Source organism: uncultured Sulfitobacter sp., from assembly GCF_947502895.1.
Taxonomy (GTDB): Bacteria; Pseudomonadota; Alphaproteobacteria; order Rhodobacterales; family Rhodobacteraceae; genus Sulfitobacter.
Window position 1 is genome coordinate 333,174 of sequence record NZ_CANNBM010000003.1, and the last position, 18,479, is coordinate 351,652.

Annotated in this window: 17 protein-coding genes; 5 read left to right on the plus strand and 12 right to left on the minus strand. The window is 58.2% G+C overall.

Features of this window, described 5'->3' with window-relative positions:
- The first annotated feature begins 1 nt into the window (after position 1).
- Both Q0903_RS14670 and cobS read left to right on the plus strand, forming a co-directional pair.
- Positions 2–628 (plus strand): J domain-containing protein, encoded by a 627-nt coding sequence (locus tag Q0903_RS14670; RefSeq protein ID WP_299023862.1) that lies wholly within the window; start codon positions 2–4, stop codon positions 626–628.
- A gap of 175 nt (positions 629–803) precedes the next feature.
- Positions 804–1,790, plus strand: a complete 987-nt coding sequence (cobS, locus tag Q0903_RS14675; protein WP_299023863.1) for a cobaltochelatase subunit CobS — start codon at positions 804–806, stop codon at positions 1,788–1,790.
- A 78-nt stretch (positions 1,791–1,868) separates the two neighbouring features.
- On the opposite strand, the gene Q0903_RS14680 is transcribed toward cobS, so the two are convergent.
- A complete protein-coding gene (locus Q0903_RS14680; RefSeq protein WP_299023864.1) occupies positions 1,869–2,126 on the minus strand; it encodes a hypothetical protein in 258 nt (85 codons plus the stop codon).
- Position 2,127: 1 nt separating this feature from the next.
- Positions 2,128–2,364 carry a hypothetical protein gene (locus Q0903_RS14685; RefSeq protein ID WP_299416679.1) on the minus strand — a complete coding sequence of 79 codons (237 nt, stop codon included), beginning with the start codon at positions 2,362–2,364 and terminating at the stop codon, positions 2,128–2,130.
- 83 nt (positions 2,365–2,447) lie between these two features.
- Between Q0903_RS14685 and cobT the strand changes: the two genes are divergently transcribed.
- Genes cobT through Q0903_RS14700 form a run of 3 tightly spaced genes read left to right on the plus strand, consistent with a single transcriptional unit; the run spans position 2,448 to position 6,540 of the window.
- Positions 2,448–4,322, plus strand: a complete 1,875-nt coding sequence (gene cobT, locus Q0903_RS14690; protein ID WP_299023865.1) for a cobaltochelatase subunit CobT — start codon at positions 2,448–2,450, stop codon at positions 4,320–4,322.
- Positions 4,323–4,368: 46 nt separating this feature from the next.
- Complete coding sequence (locus Q0903_RS14695) at positions 4,369–6,159, plus strand: aminopeptidase P family protein (RefSeq protein WP_299416681.1); 1,791 nt, start codon at positions 4,369–4,371, stop codon at positions 6,157–6,159.
- Between the two features lie 36 nt (positions 6,160–6,195).
- A complete protein-coding gene (locus tag Q0903_RS14700) occupies positions 6,196–6,540 on the plus strand; it encodes a DUF427 domain-containing protein (protein WP_299023867.1) in 345 nt (114 codons plus the stop codon).
- Between the two features lie 31 nt (positions 6,541–6,571).
- Here the strand turns inward: Q0903_RS14700 and Q0903_RS14705 are convergent, their stop codons facing one another.
- The 10 genes from Q0903_RS14705 to Q0903_RS14750 form a co-directional block, all read right to left on the minus strand.
- Entirely contained in the window at positions 6,572–8,263 is a 1,692-nt protein-coding gene (locus Q0903_RS14705; protein WP_299416684.1) for a chloride channel protein, read from the minus strand.
- Positions 8,264–8,321: 58 nt separating this feature from the next.
- The gene (gene recN / locus Q0903_RS14710) at positions 8,322–9,971 is read right to left on the minus strand and encodes a DNA repair protein RecN (RefSeq protein WP_299416686.1); all 1,650 of its coding nucleotides are present in this window, start codon (positions 9,969–9,971) and stop codon (positions 8,322–8,324) included.
- Positions 9,972–10,007: 36 nt separating this feature from the next.
- The gene (locus tag Q0903_RS14715) at positions 10,008–10,880 is read right to left on the minus strand and encodes an outer membrane protein assembly factor BamD (protein WP_299023870.1); all 873 of its coding nucleotides are present in this window, start codon (positions 10,878–10,880) and stop codon (positions 10,008–10,010) included.
- Between the two features lie 170 nt (positions 10,881–11,050).
- On the minus strand, positions 11,051–11,974 hold the full coding sequence (gene lpxC, locus Q0903_RS14720; protein ID WP_299023871.1) for a UDP-3-O-acyl-N-acetylglucosamine deacetylase: 924 nt from the start codon (positions 11,972–11,974) through the stop codon (positions 11,051–11,053).
- Positions 11,975–12,182: 208 nt separating this feature from the next.
- Positions 12,183–13,892: a cell division protein FtsZ gene (gene ftsZ, locus Q0903_RS14725; RefSeq protein WP_299416689.1), complete on the minus strand. Its 1,710-nt coding sequence runs from the start codon at positions 13,890–13,892 to the stop codon at positions 12,183–12,185.
- Positions 13,893–14,066: 174 nt separating this feature from the next.
- Positions 14,067–15,401 (minus strand): cell division protein FtsA, encoded by a 1,335-nt coding sequence (ftsA, locus tag Q0903_RS14730; protein WP_299023873.1) that lies wholly within the window; start codon positions 15,399–15,401, stop codon positions 14,067–14,069.
- Positions 15,398–16,288, minus strand: a complete 891-nt coding sequence (locus Q0903_RS14735; RefSeq protein ID WP_299023874.1) for a cell division protein FtsQ/DivIB — start codon at positions 16,286–16,288, stop codon at positions 15,398–15,400. The genes ftsA and Q0903_RS14735 overlap by 4 nt, the downstream gene beginning before the upstream one ends.
- Positions 16,276–17,157, minus strand: coding sequence for a D-alanine--D-alanine ligase (locus Q0903_RS14740; RefSeq protein ID WP_299416793.1), 882 nt, complete (start codon positions 17,155–17,157; stop codon positions 16,276–16,278). The genes Q0903_RS14735 and Q0903_RS14740 overlap by 13 nt, the downstream gene beginning before the upstream one ends.
- Positions 17,158–17,286: 129 nt before the next feature.
- Positions 17,287–18,204: a UDP-N-acetylmuramate dehydrogenase gene (gene murB, locus Q0903_RS14745; RefSeq protein ID WP_299416691.1), complete on the minus strand. Its 918-nt coding sequence runs from the start codon at positions 18,202–18,204 to the stop codon at positions 17,287–17,289.
- Positions 18,201–18,479 (minus strand): hypothetical protein, encoded by a 279-nt coding sequence (locus Q0903_RS14750; protein ID WP_299416693.1) that lies wholly within the window; start codon positions 18,477–18,479, stop codon positions 18,201–18,203. Before Q0903_RS14750 ends, murB begins: the two co-directional genes overlap by 4 nt.

Below are 18,479 nucleotides of genomic sequence, written 5' to 3' on the forward strand. Positions count from 1 at the left end.
CATGCAAAAAAACGATCCCTTTGGTTTTGATATGTCTGTCTCTTCCGCCAAGAAGAAAAATCCGCGTGGTCGCAGGGGCATGTCCGGTGCCTCTGAGACGTCGACCCGCGTGTGCGATCACGATGGGTGTGAAGAGGCGGGCAAGTACCGCGCGCCCAAGGCTCCCGATGTGCTGGACGACTATTTCTGGTTCTGTCAGGCGCACGTGCGCGAGTATAATACCAAGTGGAATTTCTTCCACGGCACCACCGAAGCCGAGATGAATGCAAAGCTGTCCGAGGACAAAGTCTGGGACCGCCCCACTAAACCCATGAATGATCCCGAAGCCCGCGCATGGGCACGTCTGGGCATCGAGGACCCGCATCAGGTGCTGGGCGCCAACGCAACACAGAACCCAGGCAAAGGCCCCCAAGCAGGACGCCGCCTGCCCCCAACAGAGCGCCGCTCGCTAGAAATTCTGGACGCGAAAGACAATATGACCAAGCCGGAAATCCGGAAGATTTACAAAGGCTTGATCAAAGTTCTTCATCCTGACATGAACGGCGGGGATCGCTCGCAGGAAGAGCAGTTGCAGCAGGTTGTTTGGGCATGGGACCAGTTGAAATCCAGCCGGAATTTCAAGGATTAGAAATGCCCTGCGGCCTTCATGGGCCGACATGGAGAAATGCACAAAGCAGGTGATTGTTGAACTGGCCTTATGTGATGCCACATTTTAGGCCTTCCCCTTGATCATCCCCGCTATATGTTGCATCCGAGCGATAGATGCGCCCGTAAGGGCAGAGATAGATTTAGGATGATTTCACATGGCTGACGGCGGACTGGACCTTAACGCAACCCCGACAAAGGATATCTCTGTCCGTGAGGTGTTTGGCATCGATTCAGACATGACTGTGAAAGGGTTCGAGAACCGCACAGACCGTGTCCCCGAACTCGACAGCACTTATAAGTTTGACGCCGATACCACGCTTGCGATCCTCGCAGGCTTTTCGCACAATCGCCGCGTCATGGTTCAGGGCTATCACGGTACGGGCAAGTCAACGCACATCGAACAGGTGGCAAGCCGCCTGAACTGGCCCACCGTGCGCGTAAACCTCGACAGTCACATCAGCCGGATCGACCTGATCGGGAAAGACGCAATCAAGCTGGTCGACGGCAAGCAAGTTACTGATTTTCAAGAGGGTATTTTGCCTTGGGCGCTGCGCACTCCGACTGCAATTGTATTCGATGAATACGACGCGGGCCGCGCAGACGTCATGTTTGTAATCCAGCGCGTACTGGAAGTGGACGGCAAGCTGACACTGCTGGACCAGAACAAAGTGATCACCCCGCACCCTTACTTCCGCATTTTTGCGACAGCCAACACAGTCGGCTTGGGCGACACAACTGGTCTGTATCACGGGACCCAGCAGATCAACCAAGGCCAGATGGACCGCTGGTCACTTGTCTCGACGCTGAACTACCTCAGCATTGATGCAGAAAGCGCGATTGTTCTGGCCAAGAACCCGCATTTCAACACAGCCGAAGGGCGCAAGACGGTAAAACAGATGGTTACAGTGGCCGATCTGACCCGCACTGCCTTTATGAACGGTGATCTTTCTACCGTAATGTCCCCGCGTACTGTTATCGCATGGGCGCAAAACGCCGAGATTTTCAAAAATGTGGGCTATGCCTTCCGCCTTAGCTTCCTCAACAAATGTGATGAGCTTGAGCGCCAGACGGTAGCAGAGTTCTACCAGCGGCTGTTTGATGAAGAGCTGCCAGAAAGCGCAGCAAGTATCAGTCTTGGCTAAAGCCAACGGACTATGAAGCGGCCGTACAAAATAAAAAGCCCCGGTAAAAACCGGGGCTTTTTTGGTAATCAAAGCAGCTTATTCTTTGCTACGTGCATCGCCTGAATGCAGCGAGCCTTTCTGGCTCTCGACGACATCCGCTTTGTCAAAGGAATCGTACAGCGGCTCGGTATTGGAAGAACTGAACGTCGCGCGTGGCTCGGCTGTTTCACGAGGATGCTCTTGCACAGACTGTTCGGGCGAACCGCTTACGGGCTGGGCGGCCAAGGACATTGGTGCTGCTGCAATCATTGCGATCAGTACTGCGCGGGCTGTGTTCATTTTAAGGTCGGTCATGTTACTCTCCTTTAGGAATTTTTGGAAAACTCTTCAGCAACTGCTGCTTCGTTTCCCTCTCTGCATACACAACAAGACAACCGCATTTCTGTTCCATCTTTTTCGGCGAATGGCTGGCGCATTGGCTTAAGCTATTGTTTTTATTCAACTCAATAATCCGAAACTTATTCTGCACCGCAGCACATGATGAAGCTACCGCTTGTTTGCGCCTAAGCACACTGCCCATGACAGCATTCATTCCGGATTGTTTTCCTCCGGCCTTTGACCCTGCCTACAAAACCTGCGAAATGTGATGCAACAATTATGCCGCGAGGGCCCCCCATGAGCACATCAGACAATCCAGCAGACGCGTTCAAAAAGGCGCTAGCAGAAGCCTCAAAGGTGATGGCGAACGATCCCGATCTGACGATTAGCTATTCGGTCGATCCGTCTGGTCTGTCGGGCGATGCCATGCGTTTGCCGCAAGTCACCCGGCGCATGACCCGCGACGAGGTGATGCTCGCACGCGGCACGGCTGATGCGCTGGCGTTGAACCGCCGCTATCACAACGGTCAGACGCACGCGCGCTATCAACCCACAGGCGAGATGGCCCGCGATCTCTACGAGGCAATGGAAACGGCCCGCTGCGAGGCCGTTGGTGCCCGCGACATGCCCGGCACGGCAGGCAATATCGACGCCAAGATCAAACACGAAGCCTTGCGCAAAGGCTATGATCAGGCGAAGTCCGCATCGGATGTACCGCTGGCAGTGGCAGCAGGCTACCTCGTCCGCCATCTGGCAACTGGGCGGGAGATGCCAGCGGGTGCGGAAAACGTAATGGAACTGTGGCGCGGCTATATCGAGGATCAGTGCGGCGGCACGCTGGATGATCTGGAAAACGCGCTGGATGATCAGGCATCATTTGCCAAGTTTGCCCGCCAGATCATCACAGATCTGGGATATGCCGATCAGCTGGGCGATGATCCTGACGGGCTGGACGAAGATCAGGAAGACGAGGCCGAAGACGGCAGCGAAGAGCAGGATGATCCTGACAGCACAGGCAGCGACGATCAGGAAGAGGAAGACGCAGACGCCTCTCCCGAGCAGTCTCAGGAAGAGCAGCAGGATGCCTCACAGGCGCAAGTCTCGATGGACGAGATGGCCGATCAGGAAATGGGCGACGAGGCGGAAATGCCCGAAGGCGAAGCCCCGATGGAGCCGCCTGCCCCGCAACCCGTTTCGGACGCGGACCCGAACTATACCGTTTATCTTGCGGACCATGATGAGGTCGTAGGCGCCGAGGAGCTGGCCGAGCCTGTTGAGCTTGAGCGTCTGCGTGCCTATCTGGACCAGCAGCTTGAACCACTCAAAGGAGCGGTAAGCCGCTTGGCCAACAAACTGCAACGCCGCTTGCAAGCCCAACAGAACCGAAGCTGGGAGTTCGATCTGGAGGAAGGCACACTGGACGCCGGCCGTCTGGCACGGATTGTGGCGAGCCCGACGACACCGCTGAGCTTCAAGGTCGAAAAGGATACCGAGTTCCGCGATACTGTTGTGACACTGTTGCTGGACAACTCGGGTTCGATGCGCGGGCGTCCGATTTCCATCGCTGCGATTTGTGCCGATGTACTGGCCCGCACGCTGGAGCGCTGCAATGTGAAGGTTGAAATCTTGGGCTTTACCACGCGCGCGTGGAAAGGCGGCCAAGCGCGTGAAGCATGGCTGAACGATGGCCGCCCTACCGGTCCGGGCCGTTTGAACGATCTGCGACACATCATCTATAAATCCGCCGATGCCCCATGGCGTCGTGCCCGCCCCAATCTGGGGCTGATGATGAAAGAGGGCCTGTTGAAAGAAAACATCGACGGCGAGGCGCTGGAATGGGCACACCGCCGCATGACCGCCCGCTCGGAATCGCGCAAAATCCTCATGGTGATCTCGGATGGTGCCCCTGTAGACGACAGCACCTTGTCGGTGAACCCCGCAAACTTTCTGGAGAAGCATTTGCGCGACGTGATCGCGATGGTTGAAAAGAAGAAGGCAGTCGAGCTGTTGGCGATCGGGATCGGCCATGACGTCACCCGCTATTACGACCGCGCAGTGACGATTACGGATGTAGAGCAACTCGCTGGTGCGATGACCGAACAACTTGCGTCGCTCTTTGACAGTGACCCGCGCAAGCGAGCGCGTGTTCTGGGAATGAAGCGCGCAAGCTGAGAGTTCGGGATTGAGTTTAAAAGAAAAATAAAGAAGGAGGGACGTGGTGTATCAGTCATTTGAGGTCACGGCCCGACCCGAGCAAGGCCCTCCGCGGCTGGAACAGCTGCGGGCGGGGATTGCACAGGCGAAGCTGGACGGATTTATTGTGCCGCGCGCAGATGCCCATCAAGGCGAATACGTTGCAGCGCGTGATGCGCGGCTCGCGTGGCTAAGCGGGTTTACCGGATCGGCGGGTTTCTGTGTCGTCCTGACATCTATCGCGGGCGTGTTCATCGACGGGCGTTACCGTACGCAGGTTAAGGCGCAGGTCGCTGATGTATTTACCCCTGTTCCGTGGCCCGAAATCTCTATGGCCCAATGGCTGCGCACTCAGATGCCAGATGGCGGGCGGGTCGGGTTTGACCCGTGGCTACATACGGTTGACCAGATCAACCAGACCACAGCCGCTCTGGCGGGCAGCGGGATCGAACTGGTCCAGTCAAGCAACCTAGTCGATGCGATCTGGGACGATCAGCCCGCTCCTCCCATGGCTCCTGCAAAAATTCACCCCATAGAATTTGCGGGCGAAAGTCATCAGGACAAGCGCGCACGCCTGTCCCAGACGCTGATCGACGCAGGCGAGCGTGCAGCGGTTATCACCCTGCCCGATAGCCTGTGCTGGCTGCTCAACATTCGTGGTGCCGATGTAGAGCGTAACCCCGTGTTGCAGGGTTTTGGCATATTGCACAGCGACGGTTCGGTTGATCTGTTTGCCGCCCCGCAAAAGTTCAAGGGGTTGGAGGAGCATCTGGGCGCTGATGTCCGTCTGCAGCCTCAGGAGGCGTTTTTGTCAGCCCTGAGCGCATTGGAAGGGCCTGTGCGCATCGACGCATCGACCGCGCCGCAAATTGTTGCCGACACTCTGGGAGAGCGGGCAACACATGGCGCAGAGCCGTGCGCGCTGCCCAAAGCGTGCAAGAATGGTGCAGAGATCGAAGGCGCTGCACAAGCACATCTGCGCGATGGCGCCGCTATGGTCGAGATGCTTTGCTGGTTGGATGCACAAGCACCTGGCAGCATTTCCGAAACGCAAGTGGTCAGCCAACTGGAGCAGTTCCGCCGCCGTGACAACGGCTTGCAGGATATAAGCTTTGAGACAATCGCAGGCACTGGTCCCAACGGGGCGATCATGCACTACCGCGTGACCGAGGAAACAGACACGACGCTGGAAGACGGGCACCTGATCGTGCTCGACAGTGGCGGGCAGTATCTGGACGGCACGACTGATATCACCCGTACAATTGCCATTGGCACGCCCCCGTCGGAAGCCTGCGCCGCCTTTACCCGCGTTTTAGCAGGCATGATCGCGATGAGCCGCCTGCGCTGGCCACGCGGTCTTGCCGGTGCGCATATCGAAGCGATCGGGCGTATGCCCCTCTGGCTGGCAGGACAGGACTTTGACCACGGGTTGGGTCATGGCGTTGGTGCCTATCTCAGCGTCCACGAAGGCCCCCAACGGTTGAGCCGCATCAGCCATGTACCGCTGGAAACAGGCATGATCCTGAGCAATGAGCCAGGTTATTACCGTGAAGGGGCTTTTGGCATCCGGCTGGAGAACCTTCTGGTCGTGCAAGACGCTCCCGCGCTGAACGGCGGTGATGCCCACCGCGACATGCTGGAATGGCGTACGCTGGCCTATGCGCCTATCGACCGCCGCTTGATTGTGCCCGAAATGCTGGACCCTGACGCGCGTGCATGGTTGAATACCTACCACGCAGAGGTTGCGGCAAAGATTGGCCCGCGTGTATCGGACGCGGCGAAAGAGTGGCTATTGGCCGCCACTGCACTAATTTGATCTCAACCAGAGCAAGACATTCAAGGGGAGCGCACCATGATAGGTAATATCAAAATCCATACATCGGCGGATACATGGACCGTCCGTGCCGGTGGCGCCGTCTTGGGCGAAAGCAGCAATGCGCTGGAGCTGGTCGAAGGCGACAATGCGCCTGTTGTCTATTTCCCCCGCGAAGACATCGCGATGGCCTTTCTTGACCCCAGCGACAAGACTTCGCACTGCCCTATCAAGGGCGATGCGCGGTATTTCAGTGTGGTGACCAAAAGCAGAACGCTCGACAATGTCGTATGGTCATTTGAGGCGCCGAATGATGCCGCTGCACAGCTGAAAGACCACCTTGCCTTCCACAGCGTCGAAGAAGTCACAATCGAAAAAATCTAAGGGCAGCGAACCCGAGGCTGGCGTCAGCCGCTCAGGAGTGCTCTTCTGCTGCGGTGGCCGCCAATGCGCGGTTGTATGCACGCAGAGCATCCACATGGAACAACGCACCCAACAGTTCGGGCGGGGCCGCATCTGCAGATAGTGTTACAACAGGCAGGAATTGCACGCCCGTTTTCTCGAAAATCGGGATCGCCGTTTCAAGCGTGGCTGCACCATCAATGTAGAGACCTTCGCCAATCATTTCCCAACATCTCTCATCATCTGCCGCGCGCGGATGATCTGCTGTGCGCATGGTTTTGGCGGCGGTGAACATCGCCAGAAGGTAAGCCTGCGGCCCAGCGGCAAGGTGAATGCCCCGCCGCTCAATCTGGGTCAGAAAGAAGCTGCGGTCGACCAGACGCGAAGCCAGTGCCGTTGACATGCTGACCGCCACCATAACGGCCAAACCTGTCTGCCAGTCGCCCGTCAGCTCAAACACAATCAATGTCGTCGAGATGGGCGCGCCGAGCACAGCCGCTGCCACTGCGCCCATCCCTGCAAGCGCATAGAGTGAGGTGGACCCCGAAACCTCGGGAAAAATGCCCGTCGCAATCAGACCGAAGGAGAGCCCCACAAGCGCACCGATCATCAGCGAGGGCGAGAACACGCCACCGCCCATACGGCCACCCAGCGTTATTGCAACGGCAAGGACCTTTAGCACCGCAAAGACCGTGGCCTCGTGCAGCGCCAATTCCCCGGTTAAGGCCAGCGAGGTCGTCTCGTAACCCACGCCAATAATATGTGGAAACCAAAGGGCTATGATACCCAGCAGCGCGCCCGCGACCATCGGGCGAAAATAGCGCGGTAATTTCAGAAAGGACTGCAAATGGTTGCCAATATCCTCGGCCCAGAACACAGCCCGCATCAAAACAACTGCCACCACACCGCAGGTAAGACCCAGAAGCAAAAATGCCGGTAACTCTACATAGAACTGAAGCTCGTTCAGGGTGGGTAGTTTGAATTCGGTCACACCCCCGAATTCGATGCGGTTGATCACTGTTCCCGCCGCGCTGGCAATCACGATGGGCGCAAATGCATGAACCGCAAAGTGCCTCAGTACCACTTCGAGTGCGAAAAGCGCACCCGCGATCGGCGCATTAAAGCTGGCCGAAACTGCCGCAGCCACTGCACAGCCCAGCAGATCACGGCCCGTGATCCCGTCTGCGTTGATGCGCCTGTTCACCCAAGTCGAGATCACAGCAGCAAGGTGCACAACTGGCCCCTCTCGCCCCGAGGATCCACCTGTGCCCAGCGTGACCATCGATGCCACAGCCGAGGCAAGCCCTGCCCGCGTCTCGACCCGACCATCATGCAGGGCCGATCCAACGATCACATCCGCGACCGAGCGCGCGCGCGCGTCCGGAGTGAAGTAATGCAAGATGATGCCCGTCACCAGACCACCAACAGTCGGGATCAGTACAATCCAGTACCAATCCAGCCCAGTGATAAAACTGTGCAAATATTGAACATCATCAGTACCATAGAGCGTTTGCTGCAACCAATTGATCCCTTTTCGGAAAAATAACGCCGCAAAACCTGCGGCGATACCGATCAAAAGAGCGATAAACCAGAATGTAACCTTGCTCGGCCCTTTGTGGCGCAACACTTGCCAGCCGTCTTTACAGCTTGTCAGGGCCAATGTTGCCTGTTCGGCCAAAAACGATTTGCGGGGTGGCTCGGTCATATGCGCATGTGGCCCGCACGGGCCGGGCCATGCGGCCGCGCGTATTGCACAGCAGCAATCACGCGCTCAAAAGCGCGCGGGCGGCATCACGGGCCGCGTCGGTGATAGTATCGCCTGCAACCATGCGCGCCACTTCGTCGACACGCTCTTCCACACTCAAGGGGACTACATTTGTAGTTGTCATGCCTTTTGTGACCGATTTTTCGACCCGCCAATGATGCGCACCCAGTGCCGCCACTTGCGGCGAATGGGTGACAACCAGCACTTGGCCCTCTTGTGCAATCGCGGCCAGACGGCGCCCGACAGCATCAGCAGTGGCACCGCCAACGCCGCGGTCGATCTCGTCGAATATCAGCGTCAGGCCCGATTGGCCTTGGGTAAGGCATACTTTGAGCGCGAGCAAAAAGCGGCTTAGCTCGCCGCCCGAGGCGATCTTGTTTAGCGGTCCCGCAGGCGCGCCAGGGTTCGTTGCCACGGTGAATGAAACCGCATCGCGGCCCTCCGGCCCCTCGCTCTCTGGCGTAATCTGGGTGGCAAACACTGCCCGTTCCATCTTCAACGGTGCAAGCTCTGCGCTGACGGCCTTGTCCAGCTTGGCAGCCGCTTTGCCACGGGCAGAAGTCAAAGCAGCGGCGGCAGCATCATAAGCCTGCTCTGCGGCGGCAACTTCGGCCCGCAATTTTGCCTGCTCTGCCTCTCCTGCGTCTAACGCACCCAACTTGGCACGCAAGGTATCTGCAAAGCCTGCCAATTCATCAGGTTGAACGTCGTGCTTGCGCGCAAGGCCCCGAATGGCAAAAAGGCGCTCTTCGGTGTCTTCAAGCTCATGCGGATCAAAAGACATGAATTCAATCGCCGCCACGACCCCCTCCATGGCGGTATCAAGCTCGACCATCGCGCGGTTGAGCGCCGCCATAGGCTCTTCCAGCATCCCTTCGGCGCGCGCTGCCGCCCCGTCAAGCCAGCGAAACGCATCGGCCAGCTGCGCCTCTGCGCCGCTCTGGCCCATCGCTTCGTAGGCATTGACCACATCGGCGCGGATCTTCTCGGCCCCTTGCATGGTGCGGCGCTTGACGTCCAACGCGGCTTCTTCGCCTTCTTCGGGGTTTAGCTTGTCCAGCTCCGCCACAGCATAGCGCAGGAACTCTTCCTCGGCGCGAATCTCGTTCTGAATTTTCTCTGCAGCCGCGAGCGCTTTGCGGGTACGGGCCATATCCGACCACGCGGTGCGCACGGCGGCACGCTGTTTGTCCAGCACACCAAACGCGTCCAGAATACTGCGGTGCCCACGCGGGTTCAGCAATCCGCGATCATCGTGCTGGCCGTGCAATTCAACCAGTGTCTCACTCAGCGCGCGCAGCACTTCGCCAGAACAGCGGCGGTCATTGACCCATGCCGTTTTGCGCCCCTCGGCTGTATTGATCCGCCGCAAGATCAGCTCGTCCCCGCCAGGCAAGCCTGCTTCGGCCAGCACCGCACGGGCAGGATGGCCTTCGGCTAGATCAAACCATGCGGTCACTTCGCCCTGTGCCGCGCCTTGGCGGACCAGATCAGCACGCCCGCGCCAGCCCAGCACAAAGCCCAGACTGTCCAACAAGATCGACTTGCCTGCGCCCGTCTCTCCTGTCAGCACATTGAGACCCGACTGGAAGTTCAACTCCAGCCGCTCAATGATCAGCATGTCGGATATATCAAGACCGCGCAGCATTATCGCATTTCCGTCCCCAGCACGGGCGCGCCCACCTTAAATCCAGTCGCCTTTCAGCGTCTGACGGTAAATGGAAGACAACCAGTTGTTTCCGAAGGATTTCAGCTCTAGCCCGCGCCCGGTCAGCAGCTTGTAGCTGTCCTCATACCAATCGGTCGAACGATAGTTATGGCCCAGAATAGCGCCCGCAGTCTGTGCTTCATCCGTGAGACCAAGGCTCAGGTACGCCTCTACCAGACGGTGCAAGGCCTCTGCCGTATGAGTGGTTGTCTGAAAATCCTCGACAACAACACGGAAGCGGTTGATCGCTGCTGTATGGTGGTCACGGCGCAGATAGTAGCGGCCGATTTCCATTTCCTTGCCCGCAAGGTGGTCAAACGCCAGATCGAATTTCAGGATCGACGCACTCGCATATTCGCTATCGGGATACCGCTCGATCACTTGGCGCAGCGATTGTAGTGCCTGAAAGGTCAGGCCCTGATCGCGGCCAACATCGTCGATCTGGTCATAGTAACTGAGCGCAAGCAGATAGGCGGCGTAGGCGGCATCGTCATCATCGGGGTAGAAATCGATGAAACGCTGCGCAGCCGAACGGCTATTGGGGTAATCTGCGTCTTGGTGATAGGCAAAAGCTTGCATAATCAGCGCGCGTTTGGCCCATTCCGAATAAGGGTAAAGTCGTTCAATTTCAGCGAAATAGAAGGCCCCTTCGGCAGGGCGCTTGCGGTTCAACTCAAACTCGCCACGCTCGAAAATCTGTTCGGGCGTGTAGGTTTCAAGCGGGATTTCCTGCGGATTGAAGAAGTTGTTCGTGAACCGACCCGCGTCGCGCGACCCGCCACAAGCACTTAATGCCGCTACAGCCACCAGCGTGACGGAAAGACGTCTTGCAGACCTTCCAAAACCCATCCTTGGCTATCCTTATTCTCTTACCGCACATACATTTCAGGAGTTTGCCTCCTGTTTGGGTATGGTGTTAGCACACTATTTACCGGTGCAAAACGCCCATTTCCTACTTTGTAAAAAAGCCCGCAGACTGTGCTGCGGGCGGGGTCTTTCTATCAAGCTTAATCCGCAGCTCAGGCAACCGCTGGAATTTCATCCCAGACCAGACCATGACCAGGCAAACGCGCAGCCATCGCACCGTCACATTGCACCAGACGCACAGCACCGGGGGTAGCAAACAGTGCACGCAACAGGGTGTTTGTTAGCGAGTGCCCTGCCCGTACGCCTGTGTAATGGCCCAGCAAGGGCGCACCGGCCAACGCGAGATCACCCAATGCATCCAGCATCTTATGGCGCACAGGCTCGTCCGTGTGGCGCAGGCCACCGGGGCTGAGCACCGCGTCACCGTCAAAGACGACTGCATTCTCGCCTGCTTCACCACCCAAGGCCAAACCGTTGGCTTGCATCGCATCCACATCCGCCTGACGACAAAAGGTGCGGCTGTCACACAGCTCACGGGCGAAAGAGCCGTTGTTCATGACCAGCGACTTTTGCTGATGTCCGATAGCGGCGTCTGCGAAATCAATTTCAAAGTCGATACGCAGCGTGTCACAGGGCGCAATCGTGGCCGAGGCGTCGCCGTCACGCACGGTGACTTCTTTCAACACCTCGAACGCCATAACAGGAGCCGCCTGCATCTGCACACCCAGCGCCATGATACCGCGTACAAAAGGGGCTGCAGATCCATCAAGGATCGGTACTTCGGGGCCGTCAATCTCGACCAATGCGTTGTGAATCCCGCAGCCTGCAAGGGCGGCCATCAGATGCTCGACAGTCGAAACCTGCACACCAGCCGCATTCTCCAGCTTGGTGCACAATGGCGAACGGTTCACCGCATCCCAGCGCGCGGGGATCATGGGATCACCCAGCTGCACGTCAATACGTTTAAACCAGATACCAAAACCGGGGGCCGCAGGGCGCACTGTTGCTGTCGCAGGTTTACCTGAGTGCAGGCCTTTGCCTGCGAAGCTGATCGCTGTCTTTACGGTATTCTGCACGCTGCCGTCCTCGGGTTTTGATTCAAGTTTGCACTTGATTAACCCATAAATACGAAGTGGGTTGCGTGCTTACAAATCAATCATTGCAACCAACTGAAACATCCCTGTCACAATTCAGCGCAACGCCGCCGTGAACGCGGCAACACCTTGTAATTATAACGAAAAAGACCGCCCAAGGGCGGCCTTCTCTATCACGAAATCAGTGTGATTAGTTTGCTTGACGGCGCAAGAAAGCCGGGATTTCGATGCGTTCCTGCTCTGGATCGGCTTCCTGACGGGGCTGTGGTGCAGCCGCTGTCTGCTGGCTTTGCACAGGCGGTTGCTGGCGCGCGGGCTGTGCGGGGGCTGCTGCGCGTGGCTGTGCATCCCCTTCTTGCGTACCTGTCATCCGGTTGATCAGAGAGTTGATACCAAAACGTGGACGCTCCCCATGTGCTGTAGGCGCAGCCGCCTGTGGCTGCTGCTGCTGTTGCGGCGCTGGTGCCGCTGCACGGGGCTGCTGCTCGGCTGCGGGTGCGGCACGCTGGGCTGCAGCGCGCAGGCGGGCCATTGCTTCGGGTGACGGTGTGCCTGGCGTTGGAGCGCGGGGCGCAACAAAGCTTTCGGCCGGCGCTTCGATTTGCTCTGGCTGCGGCTCGTAGGATGCAGGCTCTGGCGTGTAGGCGGGGGGCGGCAGATCATCTGCTACGTCCCGCACCGGCTCATAGCGGCGGCCTTCAAACATGTCGCGCGTATTTTCAGTGCGCGCAGCCTGCTGGGGCGCCTCATCAAAGAAGCTTGGAGTTTGCGGCTCTTCTACCACCTCAGCAGTGGCAACGGCTGCTGCTGCAATCGGTGCGCGCGCAGGCTCTGGCGCAGGTGCCGGAGCGGGCTGCGTTGCCTCTTCCAGTACTTCATTGCTCAGCGGCCGTGACATGGAGCGGCGTGGCACTGGGATATCGGTATTCACGTCCAGCGCATCAATCCCTGTTGCAACAACGCTTACGCGCATCAGACCACCCATGCCGGTATCCAGCGTGGAGCCCACGATGATATTGGCCTCCGGATCGACTTCTTCACGGATGCGGTTGGCGGCTTCGTCCAGTTCGAACAGGGTGAGGTCTTCGCCACCTGTGATATTGATCAGAACGCCTTTGGCACCGCGCAGGCTGATTTCGTCCAGCAGCGGGTTGGCGATAGCGGCCTCTGCGGCTTTGATCGCACGATCTTCGCCATCGGATTCACCAGTGCCCATCATCGCCTTGCCCATCTCGTCCATTACGGCGCGAACATCGGCAAAGTCGAGGTTGATAAGGCCAGGACGGACCATAAGGTCGGTTACACCTTTGACACCCTGATACAGAACGTCGTCAGCCATACTGAAGGCTTCGGTGAATGTGGTTTTCTCATTGGCCAGACGGAACAGGTTCTGGTTGGGAATGATTATCAGGGTATCGACGACCTTTTGCAGAGCCTCGACGCCCTCTTCGGCCTGACGCATACGCTTTGCGCCCTCAAACTGGAACGGCTTGGTCACAACGCCGACTGTCAGTACGCCCAATTCGCGTGCGGCCTGTGCGATAATCGGTGCAGCGCCTGTTCCCGTGCCACCGCCCATACCGGCAGTGATAAAGCACATATGCGCGCCCGCCAGATGATCGACAATCTGTTCGATGCTTTCTTCGGCAGCGGCAGCCCCTACTGTGGCACGCGCCCCAGCGCCCAGACCCTCGGTGACCTTGATGCCCAGCTGAACGCGGTTTTCTGCCTTGGCCTGCTGCAACGCTTGAGCGTCGGTGTTGGCTACAACAAAATCAACACCATCGAGGTTCTTCTCGATCATGTTGTTCACGGCGTTACCGCCTGCCCCGCCCACACCAAAAACGGTAATGCGTGGCTTGAGGTCTTCTTGTCCCGGCATGGAGAGGTTCAAGGTCATAAAGGTTCCGCCTGTTCTTTTTTGCCCGCACCGCGCGGGTCGTTTGTCCCAAATTTTATTAACTTTAGACGCCACCGCGCCTGTCGTCACGTAAAAAAGGCCATTTTGGCGCTAAATATAGGCAATTTTTCGCCACTTTTTACCGTATCTCGTCAGCAACACCCGATATGGGGGTCACCAGTTGTCTTTAAACCATTTCACAGCACGCTTCAGCGAACGTGCGGGATAGCGATCTGCAGGGATGTCAAAGTCCCACCATTCATCCTGCGGATTGGCTGCAAACAGCGCAAGGCCCACCGCCGAGGAGAACCCCGGCCCTGTTGCCGCCTGAGGCAAACCATGGACCCGCAAAGGACGCCCGAGGCGGACCTGCTGGCCCAAAATCTTGCTCGCGAGACCATCAAGCCCTGGTATCTGGCTGCCACCGCCCGTCAGCACGATCTGCTGGCTGGGCAGATGGTCGAACCCTGCGGCATCCAGACGTGCGCGGACCTCTTCCAGAATCTCCTCTACGCGCGGCCGCATGATGCCGATCAACTCGGCGCGGCTGGCGGTGCGGCGGTCATGCTCGTAATCGCCCGTTTCGCCGCCGATCTCGATCATTTCACGGTCGTCCATGCCTGTGGCTTGTACGCCGCCATAGAATGTCTTTATCCGCTCTGCGTTGGCTGTAGGCACCTGCAGCCCCATTGAAATATCAGACGTTACGTGATCGCCGCCCATGCGGATGCTATCGGCGTAAATCATGTGTTTCTTGATAAAGATCGACACGCCCGTTGATCCACCGCCCAGATCGATACACGCCGAGCCCAGCTCCTGCTCGTCCTCGACAAGGCTGGAAATGCCCGAAACATAGGCAGAATTTGCAATCCCTGCGAGTTCAAGATCGCAGCGTTTGATGCAATAGGCCAAATGCTGGATCGCCGCGGCATCGACGGTGAGCATGTGTAAATCCACGCTCAGCTCATTGCCCAACTGGCCACGTGGATCAATCAGACCACTGCGGTGATCCAGAGCAAAGTTTACGGGCTGCGCGTGCAGCACTTCGCGCCCTTCCCCGTATTCGGGTACATCACAGCTGCTCAAAACGCGGGCCACGTCGTCTTCGGTGACGACTTGATGTTCCAGCGAAATCTGGGCATCCAGCCCATAGCTGCGCGGCTCTGCCCCGCTAAAGCAGGCAATAACGTGATCCACGCGAATGCCCGCCATCTTTTGTGCGGCCTGCAAAGCGGTGCGAATAGCGCGCTCTGTCTCGCCCATCGCCGCGATCTCGCCAAAGCGCACACCGCGCGAACGTGTGGTCGCAGCACCAATCACCCGAAAGCCCGATTGTCCAGCAAGTGATCCGATCTCGCCTTCGTCCTCAAGCCGCGCAGAGCCATCAAACCGCAGCACGAGGGCTGCAATTTTGGAGCTACCGACGTCGAGAATAGCAACCACGCCGCGCTGCATCGCGAGTTTGCGCATCTGCCGCATTGTGCGCTGGCTGTCGTATAAATCGTTCATTTGTTCTTTGCCCTAAACGCTGCCTGTTGGGCCATCCGTTCTTCGGCGGCCTCATTTGTCATTTGCACTGTTGGACGGCGTGCCAGCCGCATGTCTACCCGTGCCACATCGCGGGTCAGGATATCTTGTGCGCCTTCCAGCGCGATCACCCGCTCTAGCGCGCGCAGCGGCTCATCCGAGGGAAGCATGATGCGCTGGTCACGGTCCAGCACCACGTCCCAGCGGCGCGCGCCCATGCGCACCAGCCCGCGCAGCCGCTCTCCCAGCGGGCCAGCCGCCTCAATCAATTCCAGCGCTTCGCCCACATGGGCATCCGCCCCTTCGCCTGCGATCAACGGCAGATCAGGGCGCGCATGACGGCTGGTGGCCGAGGCCACGTAGATACCGTTTTCGTCCACAAGCGCCAAACCATCGTCATTGCGCCACAAAGCAACCGCTTTGCGCTGCACAACATCTACCTGCAACACGCCACCGGGGCGGATGCGCACGGATGCGGATTTGACAGCTGAAATCTCGGTCACAGTGGCACGCATCGTGTCCAGATCCAGATCAAAGCTGGAGATCGGGAAATCAAGCGGCAGACTTTCGCGGATATACGTAGCCAGCTCGTCTTTGGCACCATCCACAGCCATCAGGTTGACCATAAACTCGGGGCGCGTCTCGATGCTGGCGCGGGCTTCGGCCACCGCCTGCTGGATTGCGCCACGACGCGCGTCATTTGCCAGATAGATCGTGCCTGCGGTCAGGGTCAGGCAAAAGGGGATGCCTGCACGCAAGGCAAGGCGGATACCGGGCGTTAGCATCAGGCGCTGCATACGCCACGCCCAACGCGACGGCGCAGGATCAGCGCGACCCGCTGTAGGGGCTTTGCGTCTCAGCGCCCGCATGATGCGTCCTCCACCATCCAGTGGCATAGCTCGGGAAAGCTGATGCCCGTGGCCTGCGCCTGTTCGGGCGAGAGCGATGTCCCCGTCATTCCGGGCTGGGTGTTGGTCTCAAGCAAAACCAAGCCGTCAGCGCCGCGCGTCTCGTCCCAACGAAAGTCGGTACGGCTCACACCGCGACAGCCAAGAGCACTGTGCGCCCGCAGCGCATACTCAAGGCACAGATCAAAGATATCTTGCGGGACATCCGCTGGCACCACATGAGACGATCCGCCCTCTTTGTATTTGGCATCGTAATCATACCAGCCCGTGGTCAGGATATCCGTTACCGTCAACGCACGGTCGCCCAATACGGTAGTCGTCAGTTCACGACCCGGCGCAAAAGTTTCAACCATCACAGTGTCGGGCATGTCCGCATCCAGCTGTGGCGGGCCGTTGTTCTCGATGTCTACAAGGTAGACCCCCACGGAGGAACCTTCGTTGTTCGGCTTGACCACATAGGGAGGCTGCATCACGTGGCGGCTGCGCACTTCGTCTGCGGCGACAATTACGCTTTCGACGACAGGCAGGCCCGCGGCGCGAAAAATGTCCTTACTTAGCTGTTTGTCCATAGCGACAGCCGAGGCCAGCACACCTGAGTGGGTGTAAGGAATTTTCAACCACTCAAGGATACCCTGAACACAACCATCCTCACCCCAACGGCCATGCAGGCAGTTCAGCACTGCATCTGGCTTGAGCCGTGTCAAAACAGCACAAAGGTCGGGGCCAGCATCGACCTCGATCACGTTTGTATATCCATATTCCCGCAGTGCAGCCGCGCATGCGCGCCCCGTGTCCAGAGAAACCTCGCGCTCTGACGAGGGTCCGCCCATGAGTACCGCCACTGTCGGGTTTGTCCTGCTCGACATACCCTAGTGCCTCAATTGTCCCGAGCCATTTTGCTGGCTCTCATTATTATAGTGGTTGCCGCTTTTTGCGGCTTAGCCTCTGCAAATTGACGCTTACTTTTCGCCTACTCGCATAATTTCCCATACTAGCGTTATACCGCAGGAATCGTAAACCTTTTTTCTCACTTCTTCGCCTAATCCTTCAAGGTCTGCTGCTGTTGCACCCCCTGCATTGATGAGAAAATTGGCATGTTTCAGCGACATCTGCGCGCCACCGCGAATTGCCCCTTTCATTCCAGCGTCTTCAATCACCTTCCACGCCTTGAGATCATGCACATCATCCGCCTGCCCTGTTGAGCTGAAACCCGCCGGATTGCGGAATGTTGAGCCTGCACTGCGCTCTTTGGTGGGCTGAGTGGCATCGCGTTTGGCCAGTTGATCGGCCATGCGCGCGCGCAATTCCTCCGGGTCGCCCACTGGCGGTGCAAAGGTCGCGTTGATCAATACGCACCCATTGGGCAGGTCGCTTTGGCGGTATTGGAAATTCAGATCCGATGCGGTGAGGGTAATAACCTCCCCTGCCCGCGTGACGGCTTGGGCGCTGACGAAATGATCCGCCGCATAGGTCCCGTAGCAGCCCGCGTTCATGCGCACAGCGCCCCCGATGCTGCCTGGAATGGTACGCAAAAACGTCAGGTCCAATCCCGCATCCGCCGCTTTGCGCGCCACATGAGCGTCTAGGGCGGCCGCCCCCGCCGTCACAGTGCCATCCGCTATCTCGATCCCGTTAAATCCCCGCCCCAAACGGATCACTACGGCACGCAAGCCACCATCACGCACGATCAGGTTTGAGCCGACCCCCATCGGGAACACCTCAACCGATCGCGGCAGATCGCGTAGAAAGCTGCATAAATCGTCAAGATCAGCAGGCTGGAACAAATAATCCGCAGGCCCGCCCACGCGCAACCACGTCAGATCGGACAGATCGCGCTGTGGGGTCAGTCTACCACGCGGTGTGGGAAGCGCGCTCATGTGTCGTCAACGCCGCTGCTGCGGAACCCGCGCACTAGACGTCCCGCAAGCCACCCAAATCCAAGAGCCGATATTGCATACATGATCGCGGCAAGATGGGCGGTCATTGCAGGGGTAGAGAACGGACGGGCATCCAGCCCCACAACCATCCAGACTGTGTTGAGCGTCATGCCAACCACTGCAATCAGGAAAAACAGCAAAAAGCGTTTGTGATACCCTGCATAAGCACAACCGAACATCCAGAGTGCCAGACCCGCCACAATAAGAACCAACAT

What these genes read in the sequence shown, in the direction of transcription:
- Q0903_RS14670 (WP_299023862.1), top strand. Translation starts at nt 2, where the DNA reads ATGCAAAAAAACGATCCCTTTGGTTTTGATATGTCTGTCTCTTCCGCC.
- cobS (WP_299023863.1), top strand. Translation starts at nt 804, where the DNA reads ATGGCTGACGGCGGACTGGACCTTAACGCAACCCCGACAAAGGATATC.
- Q0903_RS14680 (WP_299023864.1), bottom strand. Translation starts at nt 2,126, where the DNA reads ATGACCGACCTTAAAATGAACACAGCCCGCGCAGTACTGATCGCAATG.
- Q0903_RS14685 (WP_299416679.1), bottom strand. Translation starts at nt 2,364, where the DNA reads ATGAATGCTGTCATGGGCAGTGTGCTTAGGCGCAAACAAGCGGTAGCT.
- cobT (WP_299023865.1), top strand. Translation starts at nt 2,448, where the DNA reads ATGAGCACATCAGACAATCCAGCAGACGCGTTCAAAAAGGCGCTAGCA.
- Q0903_RS14700 (WP_299023867.1), top strand. Translation starts at nt 6,196, where the DNA reads ATGATAGGTAATATCAAAATCCATACATCGGCGGATACATGGACCGTC.
- Q0903_RS14705 (WP_299416684.1), bottom strand. Translation starts at nt 8,263, where the DNA reads ATGACCGAGCCACCCCGCAAATCGTTTTTGGCCGAACAGGCAACATTG.
- recN (WP_299416686.1), bottom strand. Translation starts at nt 9,971, where the DNA reads ATGCTGCGCGGTCTTGATATATCCGACATGCTGATCATTGAGCGGCTG.
- Q0903_RS14715 (WP_299023870.1), bottom strand. Translation starts at nt 10,880, where the DNA reads ATGGGTTTTGGAAGGTCTGCAAGACGTCTTTCCGTCACGCTGGTGGCT.
- ftsZ (WP_299416689.1), bottom strand. Translation starts at nt 13,892, where the DNA reads ATGACCTTGAACCTCTCCATGCCGGGACAAGAAGACCTCAAGCCACGC.
- ftsA (WP_299023873.1), bottom strand. Translation starts at nt 15,401, where the DNA reads ATGAACGATTTATACGACAGCCAGCGCACAATGCGGCAGATGCGCAAA.
- Q0903_RS14735 (WP_299023874.1), bottom strand. Translation starts at nt 16,288, where the DNA reads ATGCGGGCGCTGAGACGCAAAGCCCCTACAGCGGGTCGCGCTGATCCT.
- Q0903_RS14740 (WP_299416793.1), bottom strand. Translation starts at nt 17,157, where the DNA reads ATGGGCGGACCCTCGTCAGAGCGCGAGGTTTCTCTGGACACGGGGCGC.
- murB (WP_299416691.1), bottom strand. Translation starts at nt 18,204, where the DNA reads ATGAGCGCGCTTCCCACACCGCGTGGTAGACTGACCCCACAGCGCGAT.
- Q0903_RS14750 (WP_299416693.1), bottom strand. Translation starts at nt 18,479, where the DNA reads ATGTTGGTTCTTATTGTGGCGGGTCTGGCACTCTGGATGTTCGGTTGT.